The following is an 18,501-nucleotide window of genomic DNA, read 5'->3' as shown; positions in this document are numbered from 1 at the left end:
ATCTTACAGGGAGAGACTCATGCGTTTGACCATTGCACTCGTCATCGGGCTGGCCGCCGTGCCCGCCGCCGCCCAGCGGGCACCCATCACCAAGCTGCTCGACAAAATCCCATCCGTATTCGGCGGTGGCCCGAAGCAGCCCGCCATCACTATGCCGCCCACGCCGGTGATCGTCGGCCTGACCCGCGCTGCCGATCGCAGCGTTGCCGGTGATCCGGTCACCTTCGATCTTGGCGGCTTTCGCCTCGGCATGAGCGAGGCGGAGGTTTCCGCCGTCATCGCGACGCGAAAGCTGACCAGCCGGGGCGTGACCCGCTTCGTCGATTTCGAAAGTCAGGTTCGGAGCGCCATCAACATTAGTGGCGGCGCTGGGGGCGTGGAAACGCGGCGCAGCGTGCTTGGCGAGGCGACGCTTCAGGACGACGCGGGCGGACGATATACGCTCCGAATGCTCGTTTGGCCGGATGGGGCGCATTTGTCCGGGATCACCTATATCGCGCCACAAGGTACGGCGGCCGGCGAATGGCGGCAGATGCTCGTCACCAAATGGGGCACGCCCCATCAGGAGAGCAGCCGCGACACCTTCTCCGCGCGTTGGGGGAAAGCCGGGCTGGATGGCTACCACGCCGACGCCGATGTCGGACCTCGTGGTGGTACGGTCGGCATCGGTTCACCCGATGGATCATCCCAACGGCCAGCCGCTCTGGTGGCACAAGCCGCTGACGCCTTCTTTGCCGCTCGTGCCACGAAGCCGGTGCTGTGATGGCCGCGATCCTGAAGGGGACGATGCACATTCGTCCGCTGTTCGCAGCCGCCGCACTTCTCGCGCTGACCGCCTGCGGCCAGGGACCGGGTGACGCTGCCCGTGCCGCGATGGAGGCAGCCGGGCGCGGTCAGACTGCCGAGGCGCTCGAGCGGATCGACCCGGAAATCAAGGCGACCGCCGGGATGTTCATCACGCCGATGCTGCAGGGCAAGGCCGCGAACGCGGAGAAGCGGGGCGGAGTGACGTCGGTTGAGGTAGAGAAGGTCGACCAGTCTGACGCGGATCACGCACTGGTGACCACCGTCACCCGCTTTGGCGACGGGTCGAAGCAGACCGACACCGGCAAGGTGCGCCGCCTTGATGGCAAGTGGTACATTACCATGTGAGGTTACACACGCCCGTTGCGAGCCGATAATAGCCACGTTCCATTCTCGGCCTATGCGAGAATGGCTGGCTGGGGGCAGTCCAGCGTGCTGGCTTCGGCGCGCTGGACAAGCGCCTAGCGAGGATCGCCGCCGATCTGCCGGATAATGCCGTTCAGCGCAGCGGTGCATCCCTGCGCGCGGCCGATATCGTGATCGGTGCCGGCCGAGTTCCAGAACATGTCGAGCGGCCAGCGCTCTGGGCAATGTGCGATCAGGCAGCGCAGCGCGAGGCGCACCTCTATGGTGTCGACCTTGCCCTTGCCCGACCGGGCGGCGGCCCCGCGCAGGATGTGGAGCGACAAGTCTATGATGATCCGCTGATGGCGCGACATGGCGGGTCAATGAAAGTCGCGCGACTTGATCCGCACCACCTGCTCGGGATCCTGGCCATTGGCGTGCGGCGGCCAATAGCTGTCGCGCGGGCCCGGTCGCCAGCCGGCATCGCCACGGTCGGGCGACCCGGCATGGCGCGCACCGTCTCCCCGGCCGGTCGCATGAGGGAAGTCCATCTGTCCGACTTGGGCGAGCAGCCCGCCATAGTCGATGATCCGGTCGCAGATGACATGGATGACAAGCCCCTCGCGCTGGACCCGGCCCTTCATTCCGATCATCGCCGCCGACATGACGGTGCGGCGCTGTGCCTCGAACCGATCGGGCCAGAGGATGCCGTTGGCGATGCCGGTCTCGTCCTCGATGGTGATGAATAGCACGCCCTTGGCGCTGCCGGGCTTCTGGCGGACAAGGATGATCCCGGCGACTTCGACGTGGCGGCCGTCCTTGATGTGGGCGAGGTCGGCGCAGCGGACGATGCCGCGGCGGGTCAGGTCCTGGCGGAGGAAGGCGAGCGGATGCGCGCGCAGCGACAATTGCAGCGCGCGATAATCCTCCACCACTTCGCGGCCCTCGGTTAGCGGGCGGAGCGACACGGCGGGCTCCAGTCCCTCCGTGTTGAACGACGCGTGCCGCGCATCGGCGGCGGCGAACAGGGGCAGGGGGGCCTCGCCCAGGCCCTTCACCTTCCATAACCCCTGACGGCGATCCTCGCCCAGCGCATGGAAGGCATCCGCTTCAGCCAGTCGCTCGATCGCGGCCCTCGGGACGCCGGCCCGCCGCCACACTTCCTCCACCGACTGGAAAGGCGATTCCCCCCGTGCCGCGACGATCGCCGCACCATGCGCGTTGGCGAGGCCGCGCACCTGGCGCAGTCCGAGCCGCACGGCGAGGTAGCGGCCGGCGGTCGGCTCCAGCGTACAGTCCCAGCGGCTGGCGTTGATGCAGGCGGGCCGCACCTCGACGCCGTGCTCGCGCGCGTCGCGGACGACCTGGGCGGGCGCGTAGAAGCCCATCGGCTGGGCGTTGAGCAGCGCCGCGCAAAACACGTCGGGATGATGATGCTTCATCCAGCAGCTGGCATAGGCGATCTTAGCGAAGCTGGCGGCGTGGCTCTCGGGGAAACCGTAGGAGCCAAAGCCCTCGATCTGCTTGAAGGTCCGTTCGGCGAAGTCGCGGGGGTAGCCGCGCGACACCATGCCCTCGACCAGCTTGTCGTGGAAGTGGCTGACCCCGCCGGTGAATTTGAACGTCGCCATGGCGCGGCGCAGCTGGTCGGCCTCGACCGCGGTGAAGCCTGCACCGACGATCGCGACCTTCATCGCCTGTTCCTGGAACAGCGGCACGCCCAATGTCTTCTCCAAGACCGCGCGCAATTCCGGACGGGGATAGTCGGGCTTCTCGCGCCCCTCGCGGCGGCGCAGGTACGGGTGGACCATGTCGCCCTGGATCGGCCCCGGCCGCACGATCGCGACCTCGATCACGAGGTCATAGAAGCGCGCGGGCTTCATGCGAGGTAGCATACTCATCTGCGCGCGGGACTCGATCTGGAAGGTGCCGAGCGTGTCGGCCTTCTGGATCATCGCATAGACGTCCGGATCGTCGTCCTGCAGGTCGGCCATGCCGACGCGCAGGCCCTTGGCCTCCTCCAGCAGGTTGAAGGCGCGGTTCATGCAGCCGAGCATGCCGAGGCCGAGCACGTCGACTTTCATGAACTTCAGCGCATCGATATCGTCCTTGTCCCATTCGATCACCTGCCGGTCGACCATCGCGGCGGGCTCGATGGGGACGAGATCGTCAAGCCGGTCATAGGTGAGGACGAAGCCGCCGGGATGTTGTGACAGGTGGCGCGGTACGCCGATGAGCTGGCGCGACAGTTCCAGCGCGAGGCGCAATCGCCGGTCGTTCATGTTGAGGCCGAGCTGGGTGACTTGTTTCTCGCCGACGCCTTCCTGGCTCCACCCCCAGATGAGGCCGGCGAGCGCCTTGGTCAGATCCTCGGGCAGGCCGAGCGCCTTGCCGACCTCGCGCACCGCACCGCGCGCACGGTAGCGGGTGACGACGGCGGTCAGCGCGGCATGGTTGCGGCCATAGGTGTCATAGATCCACTGGATAATCTCCTCGCGCCGCTCATGCTCGAAATCGACGTCGATATCGGGCGGCTCGCGGCGTTCGCCGGAGACGAAGCGCTCGAACAGCAGCTCGTGCTTGATGGGGTCGATGCTGGTGATGCCGAGCACGAAGCAGACGCAGCTGTTCGCCGCCGAGCCGCGCCCCTGGCAGAGGATGCCCCGCCTGCGGCTTTCCGCGACGATGCTGTTCACCGTCAGGAAGTAGGGCGCATAGCCGAGTTCGCCGATCAGGCGAAGCTCGTGCGCGATCTGGTCGCGATAGGCGGGTGGCAGGCCGTCGGGGAACATTCGCGCCGCTGACTTCTCGGTTAGCTGTTCGAGCGCGCCCTGCGCGGTCAGCCCCGCGACCACCCGCTCGTGCGGATATTGATAGCTGAGTTCGCTGAGGTCGAAGGTGCAGGCGTGCGCTATCGCGGCGGTGGCGGCGATCGCATCGGGGAAGGCGGCGAAGCGACGCTCCATCTCGGCTGGGGATTTGAGGTGCCGGTCGGCATGCCGCTCGCGCCGGTAGCCCAGCGTGTCGACAGTGCATTTCTCACGGATCGCGGTGACGACGTCCTGCAACAGCCGCGCCTCGGGGGCATGGTAGAGGATGTCGCCGAGCGCAACAGCGCGGACGCCCGCGTTCCCGGCGAGCGCGGCGAGATCGTGCAGCCGCAGCGCATCGTCGGGCCGGCGGCGGAAGGCCAGGCCGCAATAGCCGCGCGCGCCGAAGGTGGTGTGCAGTTCGGCGAGCCGCGCCGTGGTCACCGCATCCGCCTCGCCCGGCAGCAGGATCGCAATCAGCCCCTCGTGCCACGCGACGACGTCGCTCCAGCCGAGCGTGCAGCCACCTTTGCCAGCACGCGACTTGCCGAGGGTCAGCAGCCGGGTGAGCCGCGACCAGGCTGGCTTATCGGTCGGATAGAGCAGCAGGGCCCGCCCATCGTCGAGATCAACACGCGCCCCTGCGATCATCCGCACGGCAGTGGCCTTCTGCGCCTCCCACGCGCGGACCAGCCCGGCGACGCTGCCCCGGTCGACGATTCCGAGCGCGGTGTGGCCGTACAGCGCGGCGGCGGCGAAGAGTTCATCGGGGCTGGAGGCGCCGCGCAGGAACGAGAAATGGCTCGTCACCTGAAGCTCGACATAGGTCGTGGTGGGGGCCGCCATCAGCCGAATAGCCCGTGGAGGTACCAGCTGAGATCACCGGTTGCGGCATCGACCCCGTCGCCGCGGCGGAACAGCCAGAAGCGTGCGCCGGTGTCGTCCTCGACCCGAAAATAGTCGCGCACCGCCCAGACCTCGCCGTCGCGCCGCCACCATTCGCCGTGAATGCGCTCGGGGCCATCGCCTGCGACCACGGCATGGACCTTGCCCCGCCAGGTGAAGCGTCGCGGCGGTGCGTCGGGCAGGAGCGCCAGCACCCCGACCAGCGGTTCGGGGCGCGACAGCAGACGGACGGGCCGCTTCCACGATGGCCAGCCCGTGGGGGCGGCGAGCGGCGACCATCGGCGCACGGCACGTTCGGGCACGTCGCTTTCCACTGGTGCGGTCGTGAACAGGGCGTCCTCGCCGACCCGCCCTGCGATCTGGTCGACCAAAACCGCGACGTCGGGTGGGGCATCGTCGCCGGCCAAACTGGCGGCCAGCGCGATCGCGCCCAGCGGATCGGTGTGGGGGGCAGCCAGCCGCATCGCCTCGATTCCGTCGCCCGGATCAACCCGGTCGATGCGTAGGTGGAAAAGCCGGGCGCGATGGCCTGTATCACGGGTCGCGCGCGCGGTGCCGATCGACAGATGCTGTTCGCTGCCATCGATCCGCTCCAGCGTCAGGATCAACGCCCGGACGCCGCGGCCACGCTCCACCAATTGCCGGATAAGGTCGGTGAGCAGGTCGCCGATCACCTGCTCGATCGCCTCGGCCGTGCCGATGGGTTCGAGCAGGCGGAGACGGGCGACGGACGTCTCTTGCGGAACCACCGGCACGATCGGTTCGGGGACACGCCCCAGTGCCTCGTCGAGGCGGCGGACACTCGCCATGCCCAGCCGCCGGGCGAGCGGCCCGCGTGGTAATGGCAGCAGATCGGCGATCCGGTCGAGCCCAAAGCGGTTCGCCGCCGCTGTTGCTTCCGGGGTCAGGCGGAGTGCGGCGGGGGGTAGGGTGGCCAGCGCCTGGGCCTCTTGTCCGCCGGGAACCAGGAGGATCGCATCGCGACCGAAACGGGCGAGCGCATGAGCTGCGCCCGGCGTGGAGGCGACCGTGACCCGTGCGGTCAAGCCGAAACGTCGGCAGAACCGGACCAGTCGCTGGCAGAAGCGTGCCTCGCCGCCATGCAGATGCGCGACGCCGCTCAGGTCCAGCCAAAGCCCGTCCGATCCGCTGACCGCGGCGGTCGGGGTCCAGTGACGCACGGCATGCAGTGCCAGATCCGCCAGCAACGCGGCATCTGCCGCCCGGTCGGCGGGTCGGATGTCGAGATCCGGGATCAGCGCCCGTGCCTGCGTCACTGCCATGCCCGGGGTCAGTCCGAGCGTCATCGCCGCCGGGCAAGCGGCGGCGATGACCTGTCGCTGTCCGATCTGCTCGGCCAATACCATCGGCACGAGGTTCAACGCGGGTGCTGGCCCTGATACTGCCTTGTGCTGGCCCGGAGCGCTGGAGCGTTTGAACGGATGGTCCGCCGCCTCGGACCGGCGACCCAGTTCGCGCATCGGCGGTCGCTGGTGCAGCGGTAGTGCCGCCACCTGCTCCTCGACCGCCCCACGCGCAGCGCCTTGCTGTGCCCAGCGCGCGCCGGGACGCCAGCCGCCGCCCCGTGGTACCGAGCAGGCGCCGGGGTCGTCGTCAATGGGAAGCATGGGCGCGGACCTCGGTTCAGGCAGCGCGCGCGGCCGCTCCAGCCGTCGCAGTCGCTCGATCGCGAGATGCGGCAGGTAGAGCGAGGCGACCCGTGTCATCGCATGCCTCCAAGTCCATCGTGAAACCCGGGCCACCGCGCTGGCGCGCCAGCTCGACCGTCCAGCGCGCGCGGCCGACCCCGGGGGCGGGAAGCGGCGTGGAAGGCACGCAGGCGATCCGCCACCGTGTCATCGCCGCCGACAGCTCGGTGAGTGGGCAGATGCCCTGTCGGCGCCAGCGGCGCGAAAGCAGGGCAGGGGTATTTCCCGTCATCGCCGCCAGCTGAAGTCGCCGGGTTGCGACCATGTCGGCGCGCTTTACCTCGCCGACGACCGCTGCAAGCCCGCCATGACGCAAGCCATCCTCCATGACGGCCAGAACGTCCTTGTCCTCACGTACCTCGGCGAAGAACAGCGTGGCCGGGCTGAGCCCAGCCTGTTCGAGACCCGGCGCATAGAGGTCGAACCGGGTGAGCGCCCAAAGCACCCGGCGGCCGCTCAGCGCTGCTGCGCGCGCGGCAATCCCCACCGCGAACAGCGTGGCAGCCGCATCATCCGTAAGGGTCGGTGTCGCCGAAGACGTCTCATGCAAACCGCCGAGCGCCAGGCCGCCGCCCGTCAATCGCGTGTCTACCGCTTCGATGCCGAAAGGGAGAATTGCGCCCTCGCTGCCGCGCACAGCGCCTATGGCGCTCCGCAGGCGAGCCAGTGTTTCGATGGGTGGGGCGGTGGAAGACATCATTGCTGCGACTCATATGTTCGCTATATGTTCCGTTGATTCCGCAGGCGGGTCAAGGCGTTGCGGAAGCGGATCGATAATCGGAACGGGACAGGGCGGTGGCAGATGAGGGCCGTAAAAGGGGCAGCCAAGAAGGCGGGGCAGGGGCCGATCACGATCATATCGGGCGGCGTCTGCGCACGTTGGAGGAGCGTGCCCTGCACAAGCGTACGCTGCGCCTCACCTGTCCAAAATGCGGTCACGGCCGCGTCTTCGATGCCGTTGCGCTCTGGTGGCTGTTCTACCGGCGAGGTTGGGACGGCACGCTGGGGGTGGTTGGTCGACGGCTATGTTGCTCGGCATGCCAGGCGGAAGGACGCACCCAGCGTCCTCATGTGGTGATCGGGCGGGACCAGCCTACGGGTGCCGCTCTGCCCTATCCGGATGCCGCGACGTGGAAGAAGCTTGTGTCGCGCTACCGGTCGTGATCGAACAGGCGAATGTGTAATCTTTACAACATCAAGGTCGATCCGCGGACCTATTTCGACGCGCTTGCTGCAGTCGACGATGCGAGCAACACGCTGGAGGTCGAGAAGGATTACGCGGCGCCCGGCAAACCCGGCTATGTCGTTCGTGTCGAGGAGGGCCGACGGGTGCTCAGCACAATGCGCTGGGGCTTCCCAACCCGCAAACCGCGCAAGCGGCCGGCGCGTGAGGGAGAACTGCCTTTCCTTTACGACTGGTGGACCAACGCCCGGAACATGCAGAGCAATATGTGGAAGCCGTGGCTGCTCAAGGCTGAGTATCGCTGCCTAGTGCCCTTCACGCGCTTTGCCGAGCCCAAGGCGGCCGCCGACCGGCAGGCGCCCGGTGACACCAATTGGTGGTTCACCGTCGAGGACCAGTCAGCGCCGTGCTTTGCCGGACTGTGGAAGGTCGACCAGGACCATGACCGGGTCTATGCGTTCTGCACGACCGAGCCCAATCCGCTGGTCGCGCCCAAGCATCCCAAGGCGATGCCGGTCATCCTGCTCGCCGAGGATCAGGAGCGCTGGCTGACCGCCCCGGTCGAGGAGGCGGTGACGATGCTGAACGCCTATCCCTCGCAGCTGATGAGCGTCGCCTGACCATGGCCCGCAACCGCTATTATGACGGACCGCTGAGCGATCACTACGACGGCACGCGCTTCTTCAACCCGGGGCAGGCCAGCACCGACCGGGGCCTGCGCGCGGTGCTCCGCTGGAAGCTGGCGGGCGGTGCCGCCAAGTGGCCGAAGTCAGTGCCGGTCACGCCCGCACGACCCGAGCCGCGCGTCGATGGCCTGTGCGTGACGATGGTCGGCCATGCGTCGCTGTTGATCCAGGTGGCGGGGGTGAACATCCTCACCGACCCGGTCTGGTCGAAGCGCGCCAGCCCGTTCCGCCGCGTCGGACCGATGCGGGTGACCGCGCCGGGATCGCGTTCGAGGATCTGCCGCCGATCGATGTCGTGCTGCTGAGCCATGCCCATTACGACCATCTCGACCTCGACACGTTGCGGCGCCTCCACGCCGCGCACAATCCCCTAATGGCGATGCCGCTCGGCAATGATGCGGTCGTCCGGGCAGCGGTACCGGCCGCACGATGCGTGACCGGCGACTGGTGGGACCGGCTCGACCTCGGCGGCGGCCTCGCGACAAAGCTGACCCCGGCCAACCACTGGTCGAACCGCTGGCCGAGCGACACGCGCATGACGCTGTGGAGTGGGCATTATCTCGACACGCCTTCCGGGACGATCTGGTTCGTCGGCGACACCGGCTATGGCGATGGACGCATCTTTAGCGAAGTTCGCGAGCGGCTCGGCGCACCCGACGTCGTGCTGATCCCGATTGGCGCCTATGCCCCGCGATGGTTCATGGCCGCACAGCATGTCGATCCAGCCGAGGCGGTGCGGATCTTCAAGGACGTCGGGGCAGGGCGCGCGCTCGGCATCCATTGGGGGACCTTCCAGCTGCCCGACGAGGCCCGCGAAGCACCGGTCGAGGAACTGGCGATAGCGCTGGACGAGGCGCACATCGCCCCGGACCGCTTCGTCGCGGCGGACGCGGGTGGGGTCTACCGCTTCGGCTAGAGCATCTCCAAGGGCACGCGTCCCTTGGGGGCCGGGAATAGTTCATCGAGGCGAGCGAGGGCATCCGCATCGAGCGTCAGGTCGGCCGCCGCTCGGTTCTCCCGCACATGCGCGCTGCGCCCGGCCTTGGGGATGGCGATGACATCACCCTGCGCCAGCAGCCAGGCCAGTGCCACCTGGGCCGGCGAAGCACTGAGTTCGTCGGCGAGCGTGCGCAATCCTGGATGCGCGACGAGGCGCCCCTGCTCGACCGGGCTGTAGGCCATGGTCGCCATGCCGCGTTCCGCGAGCCAGGGCAGGAGGTCGTGCTCGGGGCCGCGCCGCGTCAGATTGTAGAGGATCTGGTCGGTCGCGCACGCCGTGCCGCCGCTGGCGACCAGCTCCTCCATATCGTGGGTATCGAGATTGCTGACGCCCCAGCGCAGGATCTTGCCCTCTTCGACCAGCCGCTCCATCGCCTCCACAGTCTCTGCCAGCGGCACGCTGCCGCGCCAATGCAGCAGGTAGAGATCGAGCCGATCGGTACCGAGCCGCGCCAGACTGGCCTCACACGCGCGGGGCAGGCGATCACGCGACGCATTCTGCGGATAGGCCTTGCTGACCAGGAAGATGTCGTCGCGCCGACCCTCAATTGCCTCGCCGACCAACCGTTCGGACTCGCCATCGGCATACATTTCCGCGGTATCGATCAGCGTCAGGCCGAGGTCGACGCCCTCCCGCAAGGCGGCAATCTCCTCCGCGCGTCGGCGGCGATCCTCCGCCATCATCCAGGTGCCTTGGCCAAGCGCGGGGACGGCGGTGCCGTCGGGCAAGCGGATCGTCTTCATGCCGAACCCAACGTTTCATGGTAATTTCCGAGCCACGGCAAACTCATAGGCAGTCCTCCGCGTGGATGCGCAGGCGAATGTTCCCAATTCGTTCCGAATCGGGTAAGCTCGCGTCCATGGTCACGCGCAAGATCATCCATGTCGATATGGACGCATTCTTTGCGTCGGTAGAGCAACGTGACGATTCGACGCTTCGCGGCAAGCCGGTCGCGGTCGGCTCCGCCGCGGCGCGCGGCGTGGTCGCAGCGGCGAGCTATGAGGCGCGCTCGTTCGGCGTGCGGTCGGCCCTGCCGTCGGTCACGGCGCTGCGTCGCTGTCCCGACCTGATCTTCGTGCGGCCGCGGTTCGAGGTCTATCGCGATGTCTCCCGCCAGATCCACGCGATCTTTGCGCGCTACACCGACCTGATCCAGCCGCTCTCGCTCGACGAGGCCTATCTCGACGTGACTGCCGACAAGCAGGGGGTGGGGACCGCGTGGCGCACCGCCAAGGTGATCCGCGCCGACATCCTTGCCGAGACGGGGCTGACGGCGTCGGCCGGCATTTCCTACAACAAGTTCCTCGCCAAGCTCGCCTCCGACCACCGCAAGCCCAATGGCCAGTTCGCGGTCACGCCCGAGATGGGCGGGGCCTGGGTCGAGACGCTGCCGGTCTGCCGCTTCCATGGCGTCGGACCGGTCACGGCCGCGAAGATGAAGCGGCTTGGCATCGAGACGGGGGCCGACCTCAAGGCCAAGTCGATGGCCTTCCTCCAGCAGCATTTCGGCAGCTCGGCGGAATGGTACCACGCCATCGCGCGCGGACAGGATGACCGACCCGTCAACCCCAACCGGGTCCGCAAGTCGTCAGGCTCGGAGACCACTTTCGACCGCGACCTGATCGAAGCAGCGGAGATCGGGGTCGGAGTGCTCAAGATGGCGGATGATGTCTGGGCGTGGTGCGAAGGCCGTCAGGCGTTCGGCCGCACGGTCACGGTGAAGGTCAAATATGGCGACTTCCACCAGATCACGCGCCGACGCAGCCAGCCGATGGTCGTTGCCACGCGAGAGGCGCTGCACCGGGCCGCGCTCGACCTGATCCGATCGGTCCTGCCGACCCAGAAGGGCATTCGGCTGGTCGGCGTGACGGTATCCAACTTTGCCGAGGCGCATACCGAGGCGGTCGACGAACTGCCGATCTTCGTGGAGGCGGCGGCCTGATGCTCGACCTGTTTGATGCGCCCGCTTTGCCCGGCCTCACCACTCGCCATGATCTGATCAGCCTCACGGAAGAGCGGATGCTGATCGATCGCATCGATGCGACCGATCTGGCTCCCTTCCGGTTCCAGGGCTGGACCGGCAAGCGGCTGACCACGTCGTTCGGCTGGAGCTATGATTTCGAAATTGGGCGGCCCAAGGACGCTCCACCGATCCCGGACTGGCTGCGGCCGTTTCGTGACCGGGCGGCCAGCTTTGCGGGGCTCGACGCCGACGCTCTGATCCAGGCGCTGTTGATCCGCTACGATCCCGGCGCCGGGATCGGCTGGCACCGCGACCGACCGATCTATGGGCATGTCCTCGGCATTTCGCTTGGCGAGCCGGCCGTCATGCGTTTTCGGAAGCGGCGTGCCGACGGGTTCGATCGCGTTTCTGTGCCGCTCGATCCGCGCGGCGGCTATCACATGACCGGCCCCGCTCGGCACGACTGGGAGCACAGCATCGCTCCGCTGACGCGACCGCGCTGGTCGATCACGTTCCGGAGCCTGGCGGATCGGTCATGATCCGCACCAATGCTACTGGGGCATCGTATTCCGTCGCCCAAGCGCAGCGGTCATGATGTTCCTGACTTGAGTGAAAGGCTCATGATCTTCAGGATTTCGCGTAGCGACACGGGGCGCCCACGCCCCGCCCGAGGCGGCGAAGCCGCGACCCCCGCGTTAGCGCTGGCAACGAGAGAGCGGTGCCACCTCGGCGCGTCAGCGCCGATCCAAGCGGCGCCAAAGGCGCCGCCGCACACAATTTTGTCGCGCCGTTAGGTGCGTCAAATTGTAGGTATTGCGCCTGTCTTGAGTGGGCGAAGGAGCTGTGGCGACACTCCTTCGCCGAGTGGTTTGGAAGACGATCGCTTTGACGAAGGGTATTCGCGATAGGTCTTCGCCGACATTGCACCTTATCTGCGCCGCTATGGTCGGCGCTTTTCCATGCTGCTCAGAAAATTTTTGCGCGATTTCGCTTCGAATCCTACAAAGTGGTTTGTTTGCCTTTTTCAGGTGAGGCCATGTCGATTTGGAGGATTATCGAAGACGACGCACTCAGCGGTGTTCTTGCGGGGATCGCGGAAGCGGTACGGCAGCGGGAGGAGCTTACCAGAGTCATCGCGGATGCCTCGGCGGATCGGCTTGCTAATCTGACGCCCCAAGAGAAGATGGAGGCTAAGCGGAAGGCCAAGGCCGCCAAGCAGACCCTGCAAAATCCACGGGGGCGCAAGGCGTCGCTTGCGCAGGAAGAAGCGGACCTGACCAAGGCGCTGAATAAGCTCCTTATCGAACACCGGCCGGACTTGGGCAATATGGTAAAGGTCGTCGTTGAGGCGCTGATCCTCGGCACCCAGATCGATGAGATCCGAAAAGAGCGCGCCGAGGTCAAGGCGAAGCCGACGCTGACCCGAAAGGACAGCGCGGCTCTGAAGGCGCTAGAGGACGCCGGATGCCCGCTATGGCAACTGGCCCGCCTATCCAAGGACGACCTCTCGTTCGTCGCCACCTTCGTCCGGGAAAAGCTGCGTGATCCGCGGCACCAAAAGCAGGACGGCGTGGGGATGGCCGCATTCCGGGCAGGCCATCTCGAACTTGCCGTAGAGGGGCTAACGCCGGATGAGGAGATGGCCGTGCTCTTGGCTGCGGGCAGAATTTCGGAAGCTGATATCGCCGCGAAGTCCGCGTTCGAGGCAGCAGCGGGTCGACCGCTACAAATTTCTCCAACCCTCGCCGGGGCGTTGTCGCGGGCGGCGGAGCGACAGCGATCGGACGGCGTCTGGCCCGGCGCAGATCGCACCGTTGATCATGTCGAGGAAAAGGCCTTTCAGCAGGACCTTCAGTCTCTGGCCGAGGCCCTCGGCGGCGGCGAAGCGGCGGAGGAGCGCGCATGGGACATCCTGTTCCCGCCGTCACGCTCCGTCGATGATCCGTCCCTTGAGGATGCTGAATCGATCGCGCGCCAGATGCTGGAGCATCTCCACGGTCCCGATCAAGACCGCTGGAAGGCGCTGATGGACACGATCGGTCACGACGTCAGCATGCGGCGCGCCTTCGCGGATCGATTGACCGAGGCTGACCGAGACAAGTCGGGTCAGGCATCCTGGGCCAAGACGATCTTGTTGGCGGAAGACTGGAGACTTGCTCTCGAGCGTCAGCATCGGGAGGAGGTCCGAGACCTCGCCCTGTTGGTGCGCGATCGGGCCGACGTGCGCTGGCTGGCGCAGTCGCGCGGCATCGATGTTCCCCTCAACCTGACGGTCGAATTGCCGCTTTCGCGTACCGCGAATCTGCTCCGGCAGCCGGTGACTGAGCTCATCTGGGAGCTGTTCGACTTGCCGCCCGAGCAGCAAGCCTCGCAGCCTGTCGGATCGCCATCGGGATATCCGGCTTCCCGGATTTCCGGTGCGGACATGCTCGGCATTGATGACGAAGACTATTGAGGATCAAGTAAATGAGCAATGAAAAGACCGATCTCGTCGTCGCGACGCCGCGTGCGGTGGTCATTCACGACCGCCCGCAACTGCCTGTGACGGCGGCGGCGTCCAACCTACTAATCGACAGCATCACTGCGACGCTGCTGGTCGTGACCGGCGAAACTGGTGGAGCGGGTGTGGATACGCTCGTCGGCTGTATCGTCGCCCTTCTGGACGGAGCCGGAAGAGGATGCCGAGTAATCGAACTGGGAACGACCCGTGGGTATCTGAAGGGCACGCTCGAACCCGGAGAGTATGTCTTCGTCGACGTCGCGGACCCGGATGTCGTCGCCAACCTCCTCACGGCTGTGTCGGAGGTCCCGACCGGCTATCCGATCCTGCTGAGCGTCAACGCCGGGGCGTGGAAGGATTTCGTTGAGATCGAAGGTGAACTTGCGCCATGGATCGAACGGGCGCCCGAACGCTACCGCGTTCTCGTCAAGTTAGCCGAATGGAGCGAAGATAGCCGGGCTGAGGCCTATTACCGCAAGAAGGGAGGCCTAGGCCGGGTTATCCGGTGTTTCACTGAGCCGCGTCGGGGGCTTCGGGCCGGTGCCGGTGCTACGAACATGCGCCACGATCCAGAGGGCGGCGTATTGCAGGTGCCCCGGCTCGGTGAGCGGCTCCAACAGGCATTTTACAAGGACAAGCGCCGCCTCAGCTCGGCTTTGCTGGAGGCGTCGGCAGGAGAAGCCATGCTGCTCGCCCGAGCCCTCCGGCTGCTCAACGCCGGGCTGGAGGACGTCCTGTGACTCAGTGGCGCGTGCTCTGGTATCAGATCTGGCCTGATGAAGAGCCCGATGATCGGGTGGCCGCGTCGTTGGACGAGATCGCAAGCATATGCGCGCCCTATCAGGACGATCCCTTTCTAGTCATCGCCATGTACCAGCACCGTCATGGCCAGGTGCTCAAGTCGTCGATCGCCGACTGGCTGGAGGACCATAGCCCGGCGCTCCTGGAAAATGTGCGTGGCACCGCCCATGCCGCGTCGTTGCTGGAGGATGCGGCGGGAAGAGCCCAATCCTCGGTAGTTACGCTCACGGCCCTACACGTTGATCTCGGTGCCCGCATTCGCGGCACGGTTTCGGCGCTCGAGCAGGCCAAGAGCGACCTACGCGATCAGGCCTACGAAAGTCGCTCGGCCTATCGGGCGCTGCGAGAGGAGATATCATGGGTGCGACCGACCCTGCTGACGCTCCTGACGGCGGCGCTGCTGATCAGCATTCTCTGCACAGCTTTTCTGGCGAAGCGCACTTTCGCAGACCGGCCGGGAGACGTCGTTTGGGAAGCGTTGTCCGATGAGGAGCGGCGCCAGCTACCGGAATTCATATCCTCAGGTTCGCTGGCCGACGTTATGACCTGTCGATTGCCTGGGATGAGGATCGTCAAGGATCGGTGTGTGCAGCTACACAACTCGGCATCCGAGGAGGTCCCAGGATGGCAACTGCCACCGGAAGTCGCTGCACGCGCTGCTCACCGGTGGAGCGCTGAGCGCCCTTGAGAACGGAAGAATTGCCAAGTGTGTACGATACCAGTAAGTGACGCCAGTGAGTGTAACCACTCGTCATTGGCGTTTCGCGAATGCGTTGAAAGTCAGTCACTTGGCGGAGGCAAGGGATTCTTAAGTGAGGATCCTGCCGCCCCAGCCATCTGCCTGAAATCCCAGCCAATTGGCTGCTAAGTGTTTGAAGATGCTGGCTGACTATCAGGGTCGGCCGTTGGCACATGCACAATTGTGCATCGGATTGTGCCAATGCGCTGGCCGGGAAGGCCGCGGTTTTGGACTGTCTTCAGCATGTATATCGGCGCGGGCATATTTTCTGGTGGCGCCGAATTCACCGTTTATTGGATAATGGCACCCTAGATGTCCGGCTGTCGCTGCGGACCACCGACCGGAAGGCAGCGCGCAACATGGGGGCGGCGCTCACGGCGGTGACGCCGAGGGTGCTGGAGATGCTCGACAGGCGGGCCAGGCAGAAGACCGATATCACCGAGCAGGAGCTCCAGGCGATCGCCAAGCGATGTACGAGGAGCGGCTGGCGGAGGTCTGCACCCTGCAGCGATCGACGCCGTACGATGTCGAGACCCACTCGGCCGCCAATCTGGCGTTCGTCGACTATTTCCGAGCGGCTGAAGAACCAGGGCGGTCGCGTGTCCTTCCTGCCGTCCGAAGAGCGAAAGTTGCAGGCGGAGGGCTGGAGCGCGCAGCGGATCGCCGACCTGCGCACGATCATCGCCATGCGGGAGGAGCAAGGGATCGACCCGATCCGGCAGGACGAGATCGATCGCCATCTTGCCGCCGCCGGTTTTGCGGTCGATGACCGGCTGCGCTGGATGCTGGAGCTAGCCCTCTATCCGGCCTACCGCGACGCCTATGCCGCCGCAGAGGCGCAGCTTCGAAGTGCGGCCACACCCAGGACGGTGGCGCCTGGCAATTCGGCCACGCCTGCACCGGCGCAGCCGTCGCCTTTGACCGTCGCTGGCGTTCATCCTGCGCCGGTCGGTACGGCTCCGGGGGTGCCAGAGGACTGGCTGCATTGCACCCCCGTCGAGGCGGCGGAACGGATGATCGCCACAACGCCCCGCCTGCTGGAGCATCGCAAGGGCGGCAAGCGTGAGAAGGACAGCGTCGGCGAACAGACGTTGCGCCAGATCCGCTGGGCCGCCGTGCTGCTGCAGAAGTCGTTGCCGCCCGGCACGCCGATGTGGCGGGTTACCAAGGCGGACATCGTCAAGCTCGACAAATGGTTCGATCAGCTCTCCGTCAACTATGGCAAGGCGGCTGATGTTGCTGATCCCCGCATAGGTAGAATTGGGTGCTGCCGCGCCCTTGCGGTTCGCCACTTCCACCGCGACGCGCTGTGCGAAGGATTCGGTCTTGCGGGTCTCGGTGATCTTGTACCCGGCCTGTTGCAGGGCCGCCTTCACCTGCTGCGGCGTGTCGCCGAGCCGAATGCCGGCCACGTCCATGGTTGACGGATCGGCGGCATAGGCGGGTGCGGCGAAGGTGAGCAGTCCGGCTGCAACCGCTGCGAATTTCATTCTGTCGTACATGGCTATGTCCTTGTGGTGATGGGGGATCAGCGGAGGGTCAGGCTGAGAAAGCCTGCGGTGTCCTGCGCGCCGGCGACGTGGCCGGCATCGAAGGCATGGGCGATGCCGAGCCGCAGCGACGAGGTGGGCGACAGCGCAGCCGACCAGCCAAGCTCGACATCCATCTCTCTCGCGGTCGGTGTCAGGTCTGGAACGCGCGCTTCAACGGTTCGACGGAGCGCTGCTCGTGGTCAGCCACGACGCTCGCCTCATGAACGCGATCGGCATCGAGCGGTCCGTGGCCATCACCAGCATCAAAGAGGATGTCGTCACGCCCGAGCTTGGTTAGGCTGGCGCGATGCAGCGTCTTCACATCGCCATCGCGGGCTGTGGCCCGGCGGGTCTCGCAACGGCGTTGCTGCTGCATCGCGACGGCCACCATGTCACGCTGTTCGAGCGGTTCGATGTGCCCCGCCCGGTGGGATCGGGGCTGATGATCCAGCCGACCGGCTTTGCCGTCCTGCGCGAACTCGGGCTGGCCGACGCGCTGCTCGACCACGGTGCGCGCATCGATCGCCTCCACGGCGAGGCAGGAAGCAGCGGACGGGTCATACTCGACGTTCGCTATGCCGCGCTCGGCAAAGGCGCAGGGTTTGGCATCGGCGTCCACCGCGCAACTTTGTTCGCCGTGCTGCATGAGGCCGTCGCTGCCGAGCGGATCGCGATCGAAACCGGCTGTGCGGTGACGGGAAGCGAATTGGCAGCAGACGACCGCCGGTTCCTGCTGCTTGAGGGCGGTCGCCGCGTCGGGCCATTCGACCTGATCGTCGATGCGCTCGGCACGCGGACGCCGCTGGCGTCGCCCTGCGGTCGCAAACTGGCCTATGGCGCGCTCTGGGGCACGTTGGACTGGCCCGCCGATGCCGGTTTCGATCCCGGCGCACTCGAACAACGCTATCGGCGGGCGAGCGTGATGGTCGGCGTCCTGCCCGTCGGGCGGTTTCCCGGCGCCCCGCGCCAACAGGCCGCGCTATTTTGGTCGTTGCGCGCGGATCGGCTGGCAGAATGGAGGACGGCCGGGCTCGACGTCTGGAAGGCCGAGGTATCCGCACTATGGCCAGCAACGCGAGGATTGCTCGACCAGATCCGATCAGCCGATCAACTCACCTTCGCCCATTATGCACATCGTACGTTATCGACGCCTGCGGAGGCGGGCATGATCCACATCGGCGACGCCTGGCATTCGGCCAGCCCACAATTGGGCCAAGGCGCGAACATGGCGCTACTCGATGCCTATGCCGTGGCGCTGGCCTTGCGGCGATCACCGGATGTCGCAGCGGCGCTCGGTTCGGCGATCGCGATGCGCCGGCGGCATGTCCAGCTGTACCAGGCGCTGACCGCGCTGTTCACCCCCGTCTACCAGTCCGACAGCCGGGCGATCCCCTTCGTGCGCGACCGCATCGTCGGGCCGTTGTCGAAGCTCTGGCCAGCCACCCGCATCCAGGCGGCCATGGTCAGCGGCCTCATCGGTAATCCGCTGAAGCCGCTGTTCGGTTAGCGAGCCCGCGCATCGG

19 protein-coding genes are annotated in these 18,501 nt (G+C 66.3%); 12 read left to right on the top strand and 7 right to left on the bottom strand.

What is annotated here, in order from left to right; genetic code table 11:
* Nucleotides 1-19: 19 nt before the first annotated feature.
* Nucleotides 20-763 carry a hypothetical protein gene (locus QE360_RS16230; RefSeq protein WP_309703222.1) on the top strand — a complete coding sequence of 248 codons (744 nt, stop codon included), beginning with the start codon at nucleotides 20-22 and terminating at the stop codon, nucleotides 761-763.
* Entirely contained in the window at nucleotides 763-1,152 is a 390-nt protein-coding gene (locus QE360_RS16225; protein ID WP_309703221.1) for a DUF4878 domain-containing protein, read from the top strand. Before QE360_RS16230 ends, QE360_RS16225 begins: the two co-directional genes overlap by 1 nt.
* A 113-nt stretch (nucleotides 1,153-1,265) precedes the next feature.
* Here QE360_RS16225 and QE360_RS16220 read toward each other — a convergent pair whose 3' ends face one another.
* The 4 genes from QE360_RS16220 to QE360_RS16205 are packed head-to-tail and all read right to left on the bottom strand — an operon-like array spanning nucleotide 1,266 to nucleotide 7,274.
* Complete coding sequence (locus QE360_RS16220; protein ID WP_309703219.1) at nucleotides 1,266-1,523, bottom strand: hypothetical protein; 258 nt, start codon at nucleotides 1,521-1,523, stop codon at nucleotides 1,266-1,268.
* Nucleotides 1,524-1,529: 6 nt separating this feature from the next.
* Nucleotides 1,530-4,805, bottom strand: coding sequence for an error-prone DNA polymerase (locus QE360_RS16215; protein ID WP_309703217.1), 3,276 nt, complete (start codon nucleotides 4,803-4,805; stop codon nucleotides 1,530-1,532).
* Nucleotides 4,805-6,592, bottom strand: coding sequence for a DNA polymerase Y family protein (locus tag QE360_RS16210; RefSeq protein WP_309703215.1), 1,788 nt, complete (start codon nucleotides 6,590-6,592; stop codon nucleotides 4,805-4,807). Before QE360_RS16210 ends, QE360_RS16215 begins: the two co-directional genes overlap by 1 nt.
* Complete coding sequence (locus QE360_RS16205; protein WP_309703213.1) at nucleotides 6,510-7,274, bottom strand: protein ImuA; 765 nt, start codon at nucleotides 7,272-7,274, stop codon at nucleotides 6,510-6,512. The genes QE360_RS16210 and QE360_RS16205 overlap by 83 nt, the downstream gene beginning before the upstream one ends.
* Before the next feature lie 476 nt (nucleotides 7,275-7,750).
* On the opposite strand from QE360_RS16205, the gene QE360_RS16200 reads away from it, so the two are divergent.
* From QE360_RS16200 to QE360_RS16190, 3 genes are read left to right on the top strand one after another with little or no spacing between them, the layout of a single operon-like run.
* Nucleotides 7,751-8,377 (top strand): SOS response-associated peptidase family protein, encoded by a 627-nt coding sequence (locus tag QE360_RS16200; RefSeq protein ID WP_309703211.1) that lies wholly within the window; start codon nucleotides 7,751-7,753, stop codon nucleotides 8,375-8,377.
* Nucleotides 8,378-8,379: 2 nt separating this feature from the next.
* A complete protein-coding gene (locus QE360_RS16195) occupies nucleotides 8,380-8,748 on the top strand; it encodes a hypothetical protein (RefSeq protein ID WP_309703209.1) in 369 nt (122 codons plus the stop codon).
* Nucleotides 8,646-9,359 carry an MBL fold metallo-hydrolase gene (locus QE360_RS16190; RefSeq protein WP_309704207.1) on the top strand — a complete coding sequence of 238 codons (714 nt, stop codon included), beginning with the start codon at nucleotides 8,646-8,648 and terminating at the stop codon, nucleotides 9,357-9,359. The genes QE360_RS16195 and QE360_RS16190 overlap by 103 nt, the downstream gene beginning before the upstream one ends.
* Here QE360_RS16190 and QE360_RS16185 read toward each other — a convergent pair.
* Nucleotides 9,356-10,186, bottom strand: coding sequence for an aldo/keto reductase (locus QE360_RS16185; protein ID WP_309703207.1), 831 nt, complete (start codon nucleotides 10,184-10,186; stop codon nucleotides 9,356-9,358). The genes QE360_RS16190 and QE360_RS16185 overlap by 4 nt on opposite strands.
* 116 nt (nucleotides 10,187-10,302) lie before the next feature.
* Between QE360_RS16185 and dinB the strand changes: the two genes are divergently transcribed.
* The 6 genes from dinB to QE360_RS16155 all read left to right on the top strand — a co-directional run bounded on the left by dinB (nucleotide 10,303) and on the right by QE360_RS16155 (nucleotide 16,870).
* Complete coding sequence (gene dinB / locus QE360_RS16180) at nucleotides 10,303-11,385, top strand: DNA polymerase IV (RefSeq protein ID WP_309703205.1); 1,083 nt, start codon at nucleotides 10,303-10,305, stop codon at nucleotides 11,383-11,385.
* Nucleotides 11,385-11,945 carry an alpha-ketoglutarate-dependent dioxygenase AlkB gene (locus QE360_RS16175; RefSeq protein ID WP_309703203.1) on the top strand — a complete coding sequence of 187 codons (561 nt, stop codon included), beginning with the start codon at nucleotides 11,385-11,387 and terminating at the stop codon, nucleotides 11,943-11,945. The genes dinB and QE360_RS16175 overlap by 1 nt, the downstream gene beginning before the upstream one ends.
* A gap of 497 nt (nucleotides 11,946-12,442) precedes the next feature.
* The gene (locus QE360_RS16170) at nucleotides 12,443-13,861 is read left to right on the top strand and encodes a hypothetical protein (RefSeq protein ID WP_309703201.1); all 1,419 of its coding nucleotides are present in this window, start codon (nucleotides 12,443-12,445) and stop codon (nucleotides 13,859-13,861) included.
* Between the two features lie 11 nt (nucleotides 13,862-13,872).
* A complete protein-coding gene (locus QE360_RS16165) occupies nucleotides 13,873-14,646 on the top strand; it encodes a hypothetical protein (protein WP_309703198.1) in 774 nt (257 codons plus the stop codon).
* Nucleotides 14,643-15,395 carry a hypothetical protein gene (locus tag QE360_RS16160; RefSeq protein WP_309703196.1) on the top strand — a complete coding sequence of 251 codons (753 nt, stop codon included), beginning with the start codon at nucleotides 14,643-14,645 and terminating at the stop codon, nucleotides 15,393-15,395. Before QE360_RS16165 ends, QE360_RS16160 begins: the two co-directional genes overlap by 4 nt.
* Nucleotides 15,396-15,619: 224 nt before the next feature.
* Complete coding sequence (locus QE360_RS16155) at nucleotides 15,620-16,870, top strand: hypothetical protein (protein WP_309703194.1); 1,251 nt, start codon at nucleotides 15,620-15,622, stop codon at nucleotides 16,868-16,870.
* 104 nt (nucleotides 16,871-16,974) lie between these two features.
* Here QE360_RS16155 and QE360_RS16150 read toward each other — a convergent pair whose 3' ends face one another.
* Together QE360_RS16150 and QE360_RS16145 are read right to left on the bottom strand one after the other, a co-directional pair.
* On the bottom strand, nucleotides 16,975-17,112 hold the full coding sequence (locus QE360_RS16150) for a hypothetical protein (protein WP_309703192.1): 138 nt from the start codon (nucleotides 17,110-17,112) through the stop codon (nucleotides 16,975-16,977).
* Nucleotides 17,113-17,129: 17 nt separating this feature from the next.
* Nucleotides 17,130-17,300, bottom strand: coding sequence for a hypothetical protein (locus QE360_RS16145; RefSeq protein ID WP_309703190.1), 171 nt, complete (start codon nucleotides 17,298-17,300; stop codon nucleotides 17,130-17,132).
* On the opposite strand from QE360_RS16145, the gene QE360_RS16140 reads away from it, so the two are divergent.
* Entirely contained in the window at nucleotides 17,286-18,485 is a 1,200-nt protein-coding gene (locus tag QE360_RS16140) for an NAD(P)/FAD-dependent oxidoreductase (protein ID WP_309703188.1), read from the top strand. The genes QE360_RS16145 and QE360_RS16140 overlap by 15 nt on opposite strands.
* Nucleotides 18,486-18,501 lie beyond the last annotated feature (16 nt).

This window comes from Sphingomonas sp. SORGH_AS_0789, assembly GCF_031453055.1.
GTDB lineage: Bacteria > Pseudomonadota > Alphaproteobacteria > Sphingomonadales > Sphingomonadaceae > Sphingomonas.
The sequence above is the reverse complement of the archived record's forward strand: the minus strand, read 5'-3'. Positions and strand labels throughout refer to the sequence as shown.

What these genes read in the sequence shown, in the direction of transcription:
- QE360_RS16230 (WP_309703222.1), top strand. Translation starts at nt 20, where the DNA reads ATGCGTTTGACCATTGCACTCGTCATCGGGCTGGCCGCCGTGCCCGCC.
- QE360_RS16225 (WP_309703221.1), top strand. Translation starts at nt 763, where the DNA reads ATGGCCGCGATCCTGAAGGGGACGATGCACATTCGTCCGCTGTTCGCA.
- QE360_RS16220 (WP_309703219.1), bottom strand. Translation starts at nt 1,523, where the DNA reads ATGTCGCGCCATCAGCGGATCATCATAGACTTGTCGCTCCACATCCTG.
- QE360_RS16215 (WP_309703217.1), bottom strand. Translation starts at nt 4,805, where the DNA reads ATGGCGGCCCCCACCACGACCTATGTCGAGCTTCAGGTGACGAGCCAT.
- QE360_RS16210 (WP_309703215.1), bottom strand. Translation starts at nt 6,592, where the DNA reads ATGACACGGGTCGCCTCGCTCTACCTGCCGCATCTCGCGATCGAGCGA.
- QE360_RS16205 (WP_309703213.1), bottom strand. Translation starts at nt 7,274, where the DNA reads ATGATGTCTTCCACCGCCCCACCCATCGAAACACTGGCTCGCCTGCGG.
- QE360_RS16200 (WP_309703211.1), top strand. Translation starts at nt 7,751, where the DNA reads ATGTGTAATCTTTACAACATCAAGGTCGATCCGCGGACCTATTTCGAC.
- QE360_RS16195 (WP_309703209.1), top strand. Translation starts at nt 8,380, where the DNA reads ATGGCCCGCAACCGCTATTATGACGGACCGCTGAGCGATCACTACGAC.
- QE360_RS16185 (WP_309703207.1), bottom strand. Translation starts at nt 10,186, where the DNA reads ATGAAGACGATCCGCTTGCCCGACGGCACCGCCGTCCCCGCGCTTGGC.
- dinB (WP_309703205.1), top strand. Translation starts at nt 10,303, where the DNA reads ATGGTCACGCGCAAGATCATCCATGTCGATATGGACGCATTCTTTGCG.
- QE360_RS16175 (WP_309703203.1), top strand. Translation starts at nt 11,385, where the DNA reads ATGCTCGACCTGTTTGATGCGCCCGCTTTGCCCGGCCTCACCACTCGC.
- QE360_RS16170 (WP_309703201.1), top strand. Translation starts at nt 12,443, where the DNA reads ATGTCGATTTGGAGGATTATCGAAGACGACGCACTCAGCGGTGTTCTT.
- QE360_RS16165 (WP_309703198.1), top strand. Translation starts at nt 13,873, where the DNA reads ATGAGCAATGAAAAGACCGATCTCGTCGTCGCGACGCCGCGTGCGGTG.
- QE360_RS16155 (WP_309703194.1), top strand. Translation starts at nt 15,620, where the DNA reads ATGCACAATTGTGCATCGGATTGTGCCAATGCGCTGGCCGGGAAGGCC.
- QE360_RS16150 (WP_309703192.1), bottom strand. Translation starts at nt 17,112, where the DNA reads ATGGATGTCGAGCTTGGCTGGTCGGCTGCGCTGTCGCCCACCTCGTCG.
- QE360_RS16140 (WP_309703188.1), top strand. Translation starts at nt 17,286, where the DNA reads ATGCAGCGTCTTCACATCGCCATCGCGGGCTGTGGCCCGGCGGGTCTC.